The 14,788-nt window shown below is 35.3% G+C and carries 14 protein-coding genes; 6 read left to right on the forward strand and 8 right to left on the reverse strand.

The window, feature by feature from the left end:
* Positions 1 to 34: 34 nt before the first annotated feature.
* Together ytfJ and MKY30_RS22085 are read right to left on the reverse strand one after the other, a co-directional pair.
* A complete protein-coding gene (gene ytfJ, locus MKY30_RS22080) occupies positions 35 to 577 on the reverse strand; it encodes a GerW family sporulation protein (RefSeq protein WP_156986006.1) in 543 nt (180 codons plus the stop codon).
* On the reverse strand, positions 577 to 1,134 hold the full coding sequence (locus MKY30_RS22085) for a DUF2953 domain-containing protein (RefSeq protein ID WP_341085390.1): 558 nt from the start codon (positions 1,132 to 1,134) through the stop codon (positions 577 to 579). The genes ytfJ and MKY30_RS22085 overlap by 1 nt, the downstream gene beginning before the upstream one ends.
* Before the next feature lie 279 nt (positions 1,135 to 1,413).
* Here MKY30_RS22085 and MKY30_RS22090 point away from each other — a divergent pair, with 279 nt between their 5' ends.
* A complete protein-coding gene (locus MKY30_RS22090) occupies positions 1,414 to 2,211 on the forward strand; it encodes an NAD kinase (protein WP_341085392.1) in 798 nt (265 codons plus the stop codon).
* A gap of 165 nt (positions 2,212 to 2,376) precedes the next feature.
* Here the strand turns inward: MKY30_RS22090 and MKY30_RS22095 are convergent, their stop codons facing one another.
* The 5 genes from MKY30_RS22095 to refZ all read right to left on the reverse strand — a co-directional run bounded on the left by MKY30_RS22095 (position 2,377) and on the right by refZ (position 7,759).
* Positions 2,377 to 2,574 (reverse strand): alpha/beta-type small acid-soluble spore protein, encoded by a 198-nt coding sequence (locus MKY30_RS22095; RefSeq protein WP_040979745.1) that lies wholly within the window; start codon positions 2,572 to 2,574, stop codon positions 2,377 to 2,379.
* Positions 2,575 to 2,697: 123 nt separating this feature from the next.
* The gene (gene thiI / locus MKY30_RS22100; RefSeq protein ID WP_147211014.1) at positions 2,698 to 3,900 is read right to left on the reverse strand and encodes a tRNA uracil 4-sulfurtransferase ThiI; all 1,203 of its coding nucleotides are present in this window, start codon (positions 3,898 to 3,900) and stop codon (positions 2,698 to 2,700) included.
* A gap of 5 nt (positions 3,901 to 3,905) precedes the next feature.
* Positions 3,906 to 5,048, reverse strand: a complete 1,143-nt coding sequence (locus tag MKY30_RS22105) for an aminotransferase class V-fold PLP-dependent enzyme (RefSeq protein ID WP_156986002.1) — start codon at positions 5,046 to 5,048, stop codon at positions 3,906 to 3,908.
* A gap of 218 nt (positions 5,049 to 5,266) precedes the next feature.
* A complete protein-coding gene (gene ezrA, locus MKY30_RS22110; RefSeq protein ID WP_156986001.1) occupies positions 5,267 to 6,961 on the reverse strand; it encodes a septation ring formation regulator EzrA in 1,695 nt (564 codons plus the stop codon).
* 174 nt (positions 6,962 to 7,135) lie between these two features.
* On the reverse strand, positions 7,136 to 7,759 hold the full coding sequence (gene refZ, locus MKY30_RS22115) for a forespore capture DNA-binding protein RefZ (protein WP_156986000.1): 624 nt from the start codon (positions 7,757 to 7,759) through the stop codon (positions 7,136 to 7,138).
* Positions 7,760 to 7,902: 143 nt separating this feature from the next.
* Between refZ and MKY30_RS22120 the strand changes: the two genes are divergently transcribed.
* Together MKY30_RS22120 and rpsD are read left to right on the forward strand one after the other, a co-directional pair.
* Positions 7,903 to 8,382: a GAF domain-containing protein gene (locus MKY30_RS22120; RefSeq protein WP_147211010.1), complete on the forward strand. Its 480-nt coding sequence runs from the start codon at positions 7,903 to 7,905 to the stop codon at positions 8,380 to 8,382.
* Between the two features lie 368 nt (positions 8,383 to 8,750).
* Positions 8,751 to 9,353, forward strand: a complete 603-nt coding sequence (gene rpsD / locus MKY30_RS22125) for a 30S ribosomal protein S4 (protein ID WP_147211009.1) — start codon at positions 8,751 to 8,753, stop codon at positions 9,351 to 9,353.
* 389 nt (positions 9,354 to 9,742) lie between these two features.
* Here rpsD and MKY30_RS22130 read toward each other — a convergent pair whose 3' ends face one another.
* On the reverse strand, positions 9,743 to 10,555 hold the full coding sequence (locus MKY30_RS22130; protein ID WP_156985998.1) for a UTRA domain-containing protein: 813 nt from the start codon (positions 10,553 to 10,555) through the stop codon (positions 9,743 to 9,745).
* Between the two features lie 632 nt (positions 10,556 to 11,187).
* Between MKY30_RS22130 and MKY30_RS22135 the strand changes: the two genes are divergently transcribed.
* The 3 genes from MKY30_RS22135 to MKY30_RS22145 all read left to right on the forward strand — a co-directional run bounded on the left by MKY30_RS22135 (position 11,188) and on the right by MKY30_RS22145 (position 14,520).
* Positions 11,188 to 11,550 (forward strand): class II fructose-bisphosphate aldolase, encoded by a 363-nt coding sequence (locus MKY30_RS22135; protein WP_341085398.1) that lies wholly within the window; start codon positions 11,188 to 11,190, stop codon positions 11,548 to 11,550.
* 237 nt (positions 11,551 to 11,787) lie between these two features.
* Complete coding sequence (locus tag MKY30_RS22140) at positions 11,788 to 13,209, forward strand: NAD-dependent succinate-semialdehyde dehydrogenase (protein ID WP_341085399.1); 1,422 nt, start codon at positions 11,788 to 11,790, stop codon at positions 13,207 to 13,209.
* A gap of 108 nt (positions 13,210 to 13,317) precedes the next feature.
* Positions 13,318 to 14,520 carry a CynX/NimT family MFS transporter gene (locus MKY30_RS22145; protein WP_341085400.1) on the forward strand — a complete coding sequence of 401 codons (1,203 nt, stop codon included), beginning with the start codon at positions 13,318 to 13,320 and terminating at the stop codon, positions 14,518 to 14,520.
* The last annotated feature ends 268 nt before the right edge of the window (positions 14,521 to 14,788 follow it).

Raw genomic sequence — 14,788 nt, forward strand, 5'->3', positions numbered from 1 at the left:
ATTAACTGTCCAATCATAGCTATTATTCTGCTATCTAAATTTCAAAACGGTTAAGAATAGACTCCAGCTCTTTTTTTTCTTTCTCAGGTTCATGGTCGGAAGCTTGATTTTGTTCCTTATGATCTTTATGCTCTTTATGTTCTTTTTCATCCTTTTTGTGATGTCTTTGCTCTACTTTCTTTTCTAACGTTTTTTCTTTATTAGGCATACTTGAGCGCTGCAGAAGTTCTGGAATCAAATCAATTATTTTCTCATATAGATGTGCATGCTGATCCATATGCACCAGCTCCATATTTCCCTCTCTTAATACTAAAAAAGCAACCGGCGTTATAGAAACTCCGCCTCCGCTGCCTCCTCCAAACGGAATTTCGTGCTCTTCAAAATCACTTGACTTTAATTCTCCCGGCATGAATTCACTTCCACCGGCTGCAAAACCAAATCCAACCTTTGATACCGGAATAATTACTGTATCATCGGAAGCTTTCAAAGGATCCCCGATAATCGTATTTACCTCTACCATCTTTTGTATACTTTTCATTGCACTGGACATTAAACCTTCTATCGGATGTTCAGTCATTATTTTACCTCCTTTATTTTCAAGACGCGCATGATTCCCAGAATAGTTTTTCCTAAGCGGAAGGAAATCATACATGAAAATCTAGTCTCCAGACTGCTGCTTTTAAAGTCCGGCTGCACATGAATTTGCGGTTTTTCACAAAGCTGAAGATGCTGTGTGAGATATCCAATCAGCCAGCCTTTTATCGCCCAGATTGCACCGCTTGCTATAGATGTGGTAAAAGCATTACCAGTTCCTCCTTTGGTCTGCCATTTGAATTCAAGCACCTTTATTTCCTTTAATAAGGATCGAAACCGCAGTTGTTTTAGTAAATGAAGCTGTTTTCGGGACAATTGCTTATAAAAATGCATGTATCCTTTTTCCATTTCATTTTGATTTGGTATACGTAACTTCTTCTCTTTAAGAACACACCAGTTATAAAAAAAGACAGAAATATGCACATCATTCATTTCCGGAAATTGATAGTTGACTTTAATAATCCATTTGCTTTGGAAAAGAAATAGGATGATCAAAATACTAACCGCAATAAAAATTAACAAAATGTATAAACTATCCATAATCAACTCTCCTAAAATAATTAAAAAAATACTTCACAATTGTTTGTTTTTCTTATACCAATTCACTATCCATACATATTTCTAAAGAGAAATAACACTTAGAAAATGTTATGATGAGAATAAGCAAATCATAATTTTTGAAGATTTGCCTATCTGTATTTAATCCATGAGCTTACACCGTGTTTTATATGTTCCTGTCTGACAGCATGCATCTCTACCACGAAAACGGGAACCTGACAAAAGATTACTGCACCATAAAATTTGTTTGGAGGTTATCGTATGCAAAATCGTAATAATATTTTCTTTTTTTATCACCCTCGTCAGGAAGGCGAAAAAACAGATTACTTAAAATCGATTGCTGAACAAAATGATTTACACGTTGTTAATAATCCTAAAGATGCGTCTATTATTGTCAGCTTTGGCGGAGATGGTACTTTCCTGCAGGCTGTCCGCAAGACTGGATTCCGCCAGGATTGTATCTATACAGGTATTACAGACGACGAGCAAATTGGATTATACTGTGATTTTAGTATAACCAGATTCGACGAAATGATTGATGCAGTAACAAATAATAAAATTGAAGTTCGGCGTTTTCCGGCGATTAAAGTGAGTGTTGACGGTGAAAAAGCATTTTATTGCCTGAATGAGGTATCTTTGCGCTCCAGTATTATTAAAACTATCGTTATCAATGTCAAAATAGACGGCGAGCACTTCGAAACATTTCGAGGTGATGGTATGGTCGTATCAACTCCTACAGGAAGTACAGGCTATTCCAAATCTGCACGTGGAGCAGTTATCGACCCGTTACTTTCAAGCTTTCAGGTATCTGAGGTAGCTTCTTTGAATAATAATAGCTATCGAACACTTGGTTCTTCTTTTATTCTAAGTCAGGATAGAAAGCTTCAACTGGAGGTCATTCAAGACGGCAACGATTATCCTATCATCAGTCTGGATAATGAAGCATGGCCAGTACAGCGAATTCACCATGTTGACATTGAAATGGACGAAACAGTGATCAAAACTGTAAAAATGAAAAACAACACATTCTGGAATCGTGTACAACGAACCTTCTTATAAATATTTTCAAAAACCCGATGCTCCCCTATCAGATAGGGGAGCATCGGGTTTTAATAGTTGGTTTAATAAAATATATTGCCCAAAATCAAAGTATTCTCTTAGAGCGTTTTATATAAATATAAAAGCTGCCTCCACATTTGCAGAGACAGCTAGCCATGCATTTAATTATTTAGTTCCGCCAAATTGTTGCTCAGCCATTGTTACTAATCTTTTCGTGATTTCTCCACCAACAGATCCGTTAGCACGAGAAGTTGAGTCAGGACCAAGTTGAACACCAAATTCCTGAGCAATTTCGTATTTCATTTGATCAAGTGCTTGTTGCACTCCTGGAACAACTAATTGATTTGAGTTATTATTTGCCATGTTGTTCACCTCCTTGGTACTTATAGAATGCGTCGATTGAGGTGAAAACATGCATTTTATTTAATGGTAATTTTTTCTTTTTAATTGCTATTTAAAAATCGAATATAAGAAAAGGTAATCTGTTTAAAAAAGATCTGTAAAATCCTCATTGAATAAAGTTTTCTCTGTTACTTTTATTGTTTCTATACCCTCTATTGCTTCTTCAATCGATGGTGTAAAGTCATATTTTGATTCATAAAAATTAACTTTATCTCTTTTCGGTTTTGTTTTTGGAGATTTCGGTACAAAAATAGTGCAGCAATCTTCATAAGGTAAAATCGAAGTCTCATATGTTCCGATATCCTGCGCGATTCGGATAACCTCATCCTTATCCATTGCAATTAACGGACGGATGATTGGATAATTAGTTACCTCATTGATAGTGTGCATACTATCCATCGTTTGACTGGCCACCTGTCCAAGGTTTTCCCCTGTTGTCAGTGACAAGATACCTTCACGTTTGCAAAGCTGTTCACTGACACGAAACATCACGCGGCGCATGATTGTCATAGCATAGTCATTTGGCATCTCTCTAAAAATTTCCTGCTGTAATTTTGTAAACGGAACAATATGCACTTTTATGGACTTTCCATATTTCGTAAGCTGTTTGGCCAAGTCCAGTACCTTTTGCTTGGCACGATCACTTGTAAACGGCGGAGAATGAAAGTGAATTGCTTCTAAATGAACGCCTCTTTTCATTGCCAAAAAGCCCGCCACCGGACTGTCAATTCCGCCTGAAAGCAAGAGCAGTGACTTACCAGATGTTCCAACCGGAAGTCCACCTCTGCACATAATTGTTCCACTGGTAATATAGGTCGCTTCCTTACGTATTTCTACTTTTATTTCCAAATCAGGATGGTGCACATCTACAGTAATGTCTTCTGTATTGGTTAATAAATGGCTTCCTAATATATGATTCATTTCACCGGAACGAATTGGAAAATCTTTTTTCGTACGACGGACACTCATTTTAAATGTTTTTACATTTGCTTCTTGCTTTAATGCATATAAAGCTGCTTCTTTTATTTCTTCCACATCGTTCTCAACACGAATTGCCAGACTTAAACTATGGATGCCAAAAACATTTTTTATTTTTTCTACAATCGGTTCTGGGTCATTACCGTTCAGTAAGACGAACATTCTTCCCTGTGTCCGCATGACCTTCACACCATCAAAATCCTTTATCTTCTGATGAATATTATCATGAAGCTTCAGTATAAATTGTTTCGCGTTTTTTCCTTTTAAAGCTAACTCTCCATAACGAATTAATATATGATCATATTGCATGTTATCTACCTCAATACCTCTTTAAATTGTTGAATTGCTTTTTTTATTTCCTTCACAAATATATCTACTTCTTCTTCTTTATTCTCATAAGAAAAACTTACCCGTAAACCTGAGGAAGAAACTTCCTTTGTTTTCCCGCAGGCAACCAGCACATGACTTTCCGTCAGATCCCGGGATGAGCAGGCTGACTTTGTGGAAATATATATTTCCTTTTGGCTTAAGCTATGAATAATAACCTCCGGCTTAATTCCCGGTACAGAGAAATGGATAATATGATTGGCACCGCCAGCAGGGCTGTTGATTTCAATACCCTCCAACTGGCTGAGCTCCTTCATAAGCTTATCATGCAGGGTTTTTAATATATTATCCTTCTGAATATCTTGCTTTTCTTTGATTAAACGCAATGCTTTTACAAATGAAACAGCGCCAGCCACATTCTCTGTTCCAGAACGGATACCAGATTCTTGACTGCCACCATGAAGAAGCGGATATAATTTGGCCGTATGATTCACATACAGGAGTCCTGTCCCTTTTAGTCCATGAATTTTATGACCTGAAAAAGTACATAAATCAATACCAGTATCTGAAAGGTTTAAAGGAACCTTCCCTAACCCTTGGACAGCATCCACATGAAAAAGAACTTTAGGATGCTTTTTTAAAACATTTCCAATTTCCTCAATCGGCTGAATTGAGCCAATTTCATTGTTCACCTGCATCATTGTAACAAGAATAGTATCCTTTCGAATGGAATTTTCAACATCTGCCGCTGAAACAGTTCCATCTTCAGCTACCGGCATATAGGTTATTTCAAAACCCAATTTTTCTAAACTCCTGCATGTATCATGAATCGATGGGTGCTCCGCTTGAGTTGTAATAATATGTTTTCCACGTGATTGATGCTCAAGGGCAACTCCTTTAATCGCAGTATTATTTCCTTCCGTTCCTCCCGAAGTAAAGATTATTGTTTCCTTGGAAACGCCGATTAAATCTGCTGCCTGCTGTCTCGCAGCATCTAACAGTTTCTCCACTTGACCGCCCAGAGGATGTATCGATGAGGAATTTGCAAAATAATTAGCCGATACTTTCGCGAAGCTTTCAATCACTTCCGGATGCGGCTTCGTTGTTGCACTGTTATCGAAGTATATCAAGTTTTCCACCTTCTTTTTAACAAAAATGTAAGGCTGACCTAAGTTAACGAATATTCCATTCTTAGCGACAGCCTTTACCTTATATTTTTCATATTATATAGTATCTGAAATCTTCAGCGGATACAAAGCAGGCAACCTGTAAGCTCAAAAATTGTTCTTCCTGCTTTTGTTCTATCCAGTAAATAATCTTGTCCCTTCATAGAAAGAAACAACGATAATTATTGGCTTCTTTCCGTTTGATACGATTCTATTTTCTGTAACGATCCCGGTTCAATCTCTTCTACTGCTTTGGCAGCATGCTCTAAAGAAAGCTCATATTCATAATTACGGAATAATCTCTCCGCTTCCTTCAGCTTGTTGTCCAGATCAGAGTGCTTACTTCTGTAGCGGTTCGCATATTGAATCACCTGCTCTGTTAAATAAGCCTGATCCAGCATCATATCTACTTGCTCATATGCCTGCTCAATCGATTTTTTAGCTTCAGTCAACGCTTGCTGTACATTGTTCATATCTAATGGATAGGTTTCTAACGCTTCCATTACCTTATCATTTTTCTGTATTGCTGTTTCAAAACGGGTCCAAATGTAGCTTGGTACTCCCGGTATATTACTCTTTTTCAGTTTTCTATTCAAATCTGTAAGCTGTCCGCGCATTTCTACCAGTTTATCTCTTGCCTCCAGCTCATCTTTCCGTAAATTTGCAATAGACTTTTTAAAAGATTCATGCTCCTCTTCCAGCTGTGCAATTTTCTTAAATCCTTCTTCAATTCCTTTTTTCAATTCTGAATGTGATTGTTTATCGTCCTCTACACTCTGGTGTAATTCTTCTACATGGCCATTTAAAGCTTTAATTGCTTTACCCATAGTCTGGAAACGTTCCATATCATCGTCTTCTACGTAGTAAGCCTTCTTTATCTCTTCTACTTCTCTTTTCGCGGTTTCATACGTAGCACTTATCTGGTTTACAGAATCCTCATACTCCGGACCTTTCTGCTCTATATAATTCTTGGCTATCGCTTCCCCTTCCAGAGCTTCGTACATTTCTAAAATACGTGTCTCCATTTGCTGGAGAAGCTGTTCCACATCTGTTATATCAGCAGTTTCAAGCTGAGTTTCTATATCCCTCAATTGTTCCTGATATGTAATAATTTCTTTTTCAAAGCCTAAATGTCTAATCCGGTAGCCGCTTTCCCGCATCTCTTTCATACCGGAAGACAGGTTTGTTAATTGAGACGGCAGCTCCTGCTTCACTTGTTTAAGCAAATCAGGAAATGTATCTAATTTATTTTCTACTTTTTCAGTACTTTCCTTTAATTCACTAATACTTTCATTCGCTTTTAGATAGTCGCCATCATTAACGAATGCATCGTATTGATCCAATATTGCTTCCAGCTCATCGATTTCCTTGTCAAATTGCTTTTCGGCCTTCCCATATTGGTATCTGGATTGAGAAAGCATACTTCGTAACCCTTTAATTCTCGGTTTTAATTCCTCCGCACCGCCACGGCCTGTTTCTTCTGCATAGAGTAATTCCTCTAACTCACCGATAATTTCTTTGATTTCTTCCTCAATTTTTTCGAGATGGTTTTCTGCTTCTTTCAAAATTTTATTTGCCTTAGGCACAAGAAAGCGGTCAGCTGCCTCTTCTGCATCCATCAAATACTTCTCTATGTCAGGCAAAGATTTGGTTACGATTTTTTCCCATTCCTCTTTCCATTCTTCAAATTTCTCGAGTGTTTCACCGGATAGATTCAATGTTTTAATTTTTCCAATCTGTTTTGCAACATCCCTATCCGTAATATCCAATTTCCATTTTTCAATATGGTCTACTTGATCGTAAACACGCTTTCTTACAATTAAAGCAATCGTTAAACATACAATAATCGCTAAAATAATCCCAACTACGACAGCCATACTTTGCCTCCCAACCAATAAACATCTATATAAATATATCTATAATTACAAAATCACAATAATATATCCTTTATAATATCATGTATTCCGCCCTTTTGGCTAAAGAAAATACATTTTTCTTACTGATTCAACAACTTTTTGATATTTATACGGGGAAAAGTCAATTATTTATTATTATTTGCTTTTCTCGTTAATTTTTACATTTGCATTAAATTGAATCCATTTCTGTATACTTTTGGTATATTTTTTCACAAATTGTTCGTGAGCAAATTGCCCTAAAATTTGATCTTTCCAATCTGAATGTAAAATATAAGGGGTTATCAGCATGCCTTTCAGCTGCATAAACAGATACCTTTTCTCATCCTGATCAGCATTTCTTCCGATTGTTTCCTGAAACAATTCTTTTACATAGTAATTTTCTTTCGCCAGATATGTAACCGTCATTTCTCTAACAAATACAGAATCAAGAGATAATTCACGCTGAATAAAACATGTTAATTGATGATGCGTTTGCTTATAATGTATAATTGTAAAAATTAGTTCATTTAATCGATCGATAGAAGAGCTTCCTTCTGTTGTTTCAAGTGACTCTTCTATTTTCTCTAAGTATGCTTCATAATAATTTGTTACAGCATATTCTAAAAGGCCCTGCTTTCCTTTAAAATAATAACTGATTAAGGAAACATTCACAGAGGCCCGATCAGCAATATCACGCACAGAAGTACCATGGAATCCTTTTTGAAAGAATAGGGAGGAAGCAGCGTCCACTACTTTTTGCTTGGTTACGTTATTTTTCATTCTTATTCAACTCCTTACTCTATTCATTTACGACAAAGAAGGGGATAAATCCTTTAATCGATTATCGACAAAAACTGTATTCATGTCGTTAAATGTCATTTTTCACAAAACTACTACACGCAACTTTTAGGAGGTAACACATAATGTTTCAACAACTTGATTATTCTGGAGAAAAAACAAAAGATTACGAGCTTCTTATCAAACAGCTGGATGCCTTATCCACAGGAGAAACAAATCAAATCGCGCTGCTTTCAAACGCTTCGGCACTTCTCAATCAGTTTTTAGATGAAGTAAACTGGGTTGGCTTCTACTTATCCGAAAAGGAAGAATTAGTGCTCGGTCCCTTCCAAGGTCTCCCGGCGTGCATCCGTATTCCTTTTGGAAAAGGAGTTTGCGGAACTGCCGTCTCAGAGAAGAAAACACAGCGTATAGCAGATGTTCATCAATTTCCTGGTCATATCGCCTGTGATGGAGCGTCAAAATCTGAAATTGTCATACCTGTCTATCGTGATAATGAGATTATCGGTGTTTTAGATATTGACAGTCCTATTCATGACAGATTCGATGCTATTGATCAGGAATGTTTAGAAAAATTTGTTGCAGTGCTTGAAAAGCATTTATAATTACCTCATTTTATTACAAAATAGAATTTTAGACATATTCATATTATAACGGATACTTTTTTGTTATGAATTATTTTTGCTTCTAAACAAAAATAATATCTTTCCAAAAAGACTTTATACTGTGTTTTTTCTTTTTTCTATTGACAGGTGTACATGCAAATTATATACTAGAATTTGTGTAAAATAATAAAGTGGCCTAAGTGAGTCGACGCTTGCACTCATTTTGTTCCTTTCAAAGATGAATCTTATAAAGGTGTATCGTGTAACTCTCTGCTACTGGAGCGATGGTACATGAAAACAAAATGAACAACGAAACGATCACGCGCGTTTTATTTTATACAAATAAAACATAAAGGAGGAAATGTCCTATGTCACGTTATACTGGATCAGTATGGAAGAAATCACGTCGTCTTGGCATTTCATTATCTGGAACTGGTAAGGAATTAGATAAACGCCCTTACGCTCCTGGTCAACATGGACCGAACCAAAGAAAGAAAATCTCTGAATATGGCTTGCAAATGCAAGAAAAGCAAAAATTACGCTTTATGTATGGATTGAACGAGCGTCAATTCCGTAACCTATTCAATAAAGCCGGCAACATGAAAGGTATCCACGGTGAGAACTTCATGATTCTTCTTGAATCTCGTCTTGATAACCTTGTTTACCGCCTTGGTCTTGCTCGTACACGCAAGCAAGCACGTCAGCTGGTTAACCATGGTCACGTTACAGTAGATGGTTCTCGTGTAGATATCCCATCTTACTCTGTAAAACCTGGTCAAACAATCGCTCTTCGTGAAAAATCTCAAAAGCTGGATATCGTTACAGAAGCTATTGAAGTAAATAACTTCGTACCAGAATATACTACTTTTGATGCTGAGAAAAAAGAAGGTACTTATGCTCGTTTCCCTGAGCGTTCTGAACTTCCAGCTGAAATCAACGAACAGCTTATCGTTGAATTCTACTCTCGTTAATTTTGATGCTTTGCAGAGAACAACATTAAAAGAGGCTATACTAACTGGCCCAAATAGAAAAAAGAATTTTGCATCGAGTTTTCGATGCAAAATTCTTTTTTTCTTTAAATTAATGATATATCCTATCCATAAAAAATCTGGTAGAAACAGTGTATCTTCTCAGATTCACCGCTATTAAGACAAAGCCCAATTTTATATTATCCATTATACAAATGGCTTTATCTAAAATTAAATAATCCATAATCTCCTTTCTTGCTAATTTCCCAAAGATAAATTCATTAAAAATTTTACACACCTTTTCTCTAACACTTTCTTATTAATGATTTATTAACCAGCCTTTAACACTTTTAATCAATCAAAAAGCTCTTCAGTCTCTCGTGTTGGAAATACTAGTCATCTCTCTCCATGGAAAAAGTATAACTATACAAATCGTTTCGAAATACACCAGTTTCATAAAGAACTGGCACCCCATAATTATCGTAAGTAATTCGTTCCATCGACAAACCAGCTGAGTTTTTACTGATACCTAAATGTTTAGCTACTTCTGCATTAATAATTGTTGCATTTATCGTATGTGTTGCAGAACGAATAACCTTACCGCATTGTTGCTCAATGAAGAAATATAAAGATCCAGGAATATTAAAATCCTCGGTAATTCCAATATTTAACGGAATATATCCACATACATATAAAATCGGAATATCATTTCCTGTACGAATCCTCTCAATAAACAAGACTCGATCACTCACATCTATATCTAAGTTTTTAGCAACTTCCTCTGTAGGTTGTATTATTTTGCCTTGCAATAAAGTGCTTCCAGGGATCATACCCTTTTCTTCCAGTTCTTGAGACAAGCTTTTTAAATTTGGTAAAACAATATGACTCTCTGGATAGCTAATCGAAATAAAAGTACCTTTTCCGGTAATTCTCATTAGATATTTTTGTCTAACTAATTCCTCAAGAGCTTTTCGTATTGTAGCTCTGCTCATTTGAGTTTCTTCCTGCAATAAACTTTCAGTTGCAAAAAAGCTGCCTGGTTCCAATTCTTTATTAACAATAACCTTATAAAGCGAATCATAAAGTTGTTGATATAAAGGCAAAGGATTATTTCTATTAATTTTTTGTAAACTTCTTTTAATTGGATCAGCTAACAGTTTGTGGTCAAAATACTTATCGTCCTCTTTTATATGGAAATTCTGCATAACTTACACTTCCTTTTTTAATTCAACAGCACTATTTTTAATAATTCACATGTATATTCTAACATAATAATTTAACATGTATATTCTAACATAATAATTGAAATAGACTGAATAATAAATTTGACAAAACTCTTTTTATGACTTAATATGATTATACGTACAAACGGTTAAAATATCAATATAAAGGATTATTCTTTTTCAATTAAAATAAGAATTCTTCTAATTCATTCAATATTGTAAGACATTCACTAAAATTACACCCATGTATCTGGTTTCACTAACACAACAAAGTATTTTAATTATCCTTGTATATTATATATTTTAATCGCTATAAGTCTATTAAGCTGCTAATCGGTATAAAGAAAGGACTGAGCAAATAATATTGGCATTTATGAAAAATATTTAGTTTAAGCAAAATAAGGTAATTATAGAGTAGCTGCATCAAATGTTTTTCATTTGGAGACTGCCCGTGTAGCCTTTGAACTGGCAAAACTTCTAAAGTTTCCAATTATACTGAATTGTGCAGGAATTCATCCAATTGAAGAAGTTAATGAGATTGCCTATTTCTATGAAAGAAAATTGTTTAAATTGCTTGCTCTGTAGGTGTTTCTGTTGAAGCTGAACTTGGCCACGTGGAAGTAGGGCATAAATATGATAAAACGAGGGATAGTGGTTTAACCAATCTTAAAGAAACGATCGAATATGCCAAACAAACGAATATTGACTGTTTAGCTGTTGTAATTGGCACATCTCATGGTATTTATAAAGAAGAACCAAGGCTAGATTTTGAGCTATTACAAAAATTAAATAGCATTTTAGACGTACCTTTAGTCCTCCACCGAGGTTCCGAAACAGGTAATGACAACCTTAAAAGAACTATTAAAACCGGGATTCAAAAAGTAAATCTATTTGCTGATTCAAGCAAACGGGGTATGCAGCATTTAAATGCTTACTTGAAAGGAGTTAACAATGAACCAGTTAAATCAGAACTGTAATCAGACAAACCTAGAAGTGAATTTGATGATAATCCAAATATAAATATTTTTGACAGCATCAAACATATCGAGGGGGTTTTATAAAGAGACACTCATACATTACATAAAACTATTCAGCTCTGCCAACAAGGCTTAAGTTACAGTCACTAAAAACTAATAAATTTGTTTTACTGTCTGAATTAATAAAACCTACTTGTTACAAAGCGAGTAAATAATAATAAATATTGAGGTGTTTACATGGTTTATATTAATGGAAAATGGCGACAAAGCGAAACAAAAATGGAAGTACGTAATCCTGCGACTAACGAGGTTATCAAGACAGTTTTTACAGTAGGAAAAGCGGAAACAGAAGAAGCAATACAAAGTGCACAACAAGCATTTAAATCTTGGAAAAAAACAACTTTTACAGAACGCGTTACTTATTTGGAGGAAGCTGCTAGATTACTAGAAGAACAAAGTGAAGAATTAGCACAACTTATTACAAAAGAAAACGGTAAACCTATTGCTGATGCTAGATATGAAGTAAACGACGGAATTGCCTTTTTACATTGGTATGCAGAAGAAGCAAAACGGATATATGGTGATGTTCTTCCAGCAGCCGCAAAAGATAAACAACTTTTCGTTATAAGACGTCCAATTGGTGTATGCGCAGCAATTACCCCATGGAACTTTCCATTTTCAATGATTACAAGAAAAATCGCTCCGGCCCTAGCAACTGGTTGTACAATAATCTTAAAACCTGCATCTGTTACACCTTTGTCAGCGATTAAAGTATTTGAATGTTTTCATAAAGCGGGCTTACCAAAAGGGGTAGTTAATCTTGTTATAGGTAAAGCTAGCGAAATTGGAAATACATTAACAGCGAGTGAAGACGTAAAAAAAATCACCTTTACTGGATCTACTGATGTTGGCAAATTGTTACTAAGAGACTCTGCTGAGACTGTTAAAGCCTCTTCAATGGAGCTTGGAGGTCACGCACCATTTATTGTCTTTGCTGATTCAGACATCGATGTCGCTATAGACGGCGTCTTAATGACAAAATTTACAAATTCTGGGCAAACTTGTGTTAGCACAAACAGAATTTACGTTGAAAAAAGTATTGCTGAAGAATTCACTAGCAAGCTTGTACAGAAGGTAGAGAAATTAAAAATAGGCAATGGTTTAGATGAAGACGTTAATGTTGGTCCTGTTATTGATAGTAATTCCTTCAAGAAAATTATGAACCAGATTGCTGATGCTAAAGCGAAAAACGGAGAGGTTATCTGTGGAGGTAGACAATACGATAATAAGACAAGCGGTTATTTTATCGAACCTACTATTATTTCCAATGCTAATGAAGACATGTCAATCGCCTATGAGGAAACATTTGGGCCAGTTGTTCCAATCTTTACATTCGAAGGTGAAGAAGAAATTATTGAAAAGGCAAATCATACTCATTATGGTCTAGCAGGATATTGTTACACAAAGGATTTAGGCCGTGCTTTTAGAATGATGGAAGAATTAGAATATGGAATGGTCGGTATAAATGACCCTGCTCCATTTGCCATCCACACTCCATTCGGTGGAGTAAAAGAAAGCGGGCTTGGTCAAGAGGGAGGTAAATACGGTCTAGAAGCGTATTTAATTACAAAATACATTTCATTTAACATAAATTACTAATTATAGTAATGGGGCAACTTAACGAATAAGGTTTAGGTTGCTTCATACTATTTACTTAAGAAAAATATTTCCTAAAAAGTAACAACTAAGAGGAAAGGATGCATCTTTTTGAGAGAAGACACATTTGAGAAACAAGAGTTAGGCAAAGATAACACCAATGTTCTTATAATTATAGGGATTTTCTTAGTTGCTCTTAATTTAAGACCAGCGCTAACTTCAATAGGACCAATTATGGGAATCATTAGAGATGAAATAGGCTTTGCAAATTGGAATGTAGCATTACTTACAAGTTTACCATTAGTAGCTTTTGCTATTATGTCAATTACTTCATCATATTTAGCTCAAAAGTACTCAAATGAGAAAATATTAATTTTTGGATTAATGATATTAAGCACGGGGATTATTTTTCGCTCTTCTACTATAATGTTCCTTTTATTTCTTGGTACACTATTTATCGGAATAGGAATTGCAGTTTGTAACGTCCTTTTACCAGGAATCATCAAAGATAAATTTCCTGACAAACTATCAGTAATGACTGGGCTATATTCCTCGATAATGGGAATTTCTGCTACTGTTGCTTCAGCAATAAGTGTACCAATTGCCAAAAACATGGGATTGGGCTGGAGAAATTCTCTTTTAATTTGGGCAGCCCCTGCAATTTTTGCATCTTTTTATTGGTTAGTGCTTATACGGCGGAAATCGATGAATCATATAAAAGAAAGGCTCACAGAAAAACAAAAGAATCTTCTAAAATCTCCGTTTGCCTGGTTTATTGCCTTTTTTATGGGGTGTCATTCCCTGTTATTCTATATCACCATCTCTTGGTTCCCAGAAATATTAATTGATTTTGGTGCTAATAAAACAATTGCTGGTTTCCTATTATCCTATTTACAGCTAGTAGGAATAGTTTCTAGTTTACTCATTCCACTTATAGCTGGAAAACTTAAATCACAAGTAGGCTTAGTTATCAGCTTAAATATTTTATTAATAATAGGAGTTATTTATTTATTGCTTTATCATAATGATATAAGCTATATAATTTCCACAACACTAATAGGATTTTCTTTAAGTGGTAACTTTACAATTGCCCTTCTGTTACTATCTATTCGTACTAAAAATACAAAACAAGCTACACTTTTATCCGGCATGGCACAATCAACTGGTTATGCTTTAGCCGCTTTAGGACCTATAGCGGTAGGCTTAATCTATGATATTACAAGAGACTGGACCATTCCCTTATTCTCACTAATATTACTTGCTATTTGCAGTTCTCTTTTAGGATTGAAAGTCGGACAAAATAAATTTGTTTAAAATAATAAAATTTCAAGAGTATAAAGGATTATATAAGGATCACTCTGGCAGAGGTCATTCGTTCTAGTGGGAAGCTGTCTCACTTATACCGAAAAACAAAGAAGCTTAATGGAGATTAAATTCATAAAGATGTTGGCAAAATGTTGAGGGTCACAACCACACTTGATCGAGTACCATAAATGAAAGACTCCAAAATTAAAATAACAGTCGAAATCCGAACTATAAACGAATCCTTTAAAAAGAAATTGAATTCATAGTTCGGATTTCT

The organism is Oceanobacillus sp. FSL W8-0428 (assembly GCF_038004405.1).
Taxonomy (GTDB): Bacteria; Bacillota; Bacilli; order Bacillales; family Amphibacillaceae; genus Oceanobacillus; species Oceanobacillus sojae.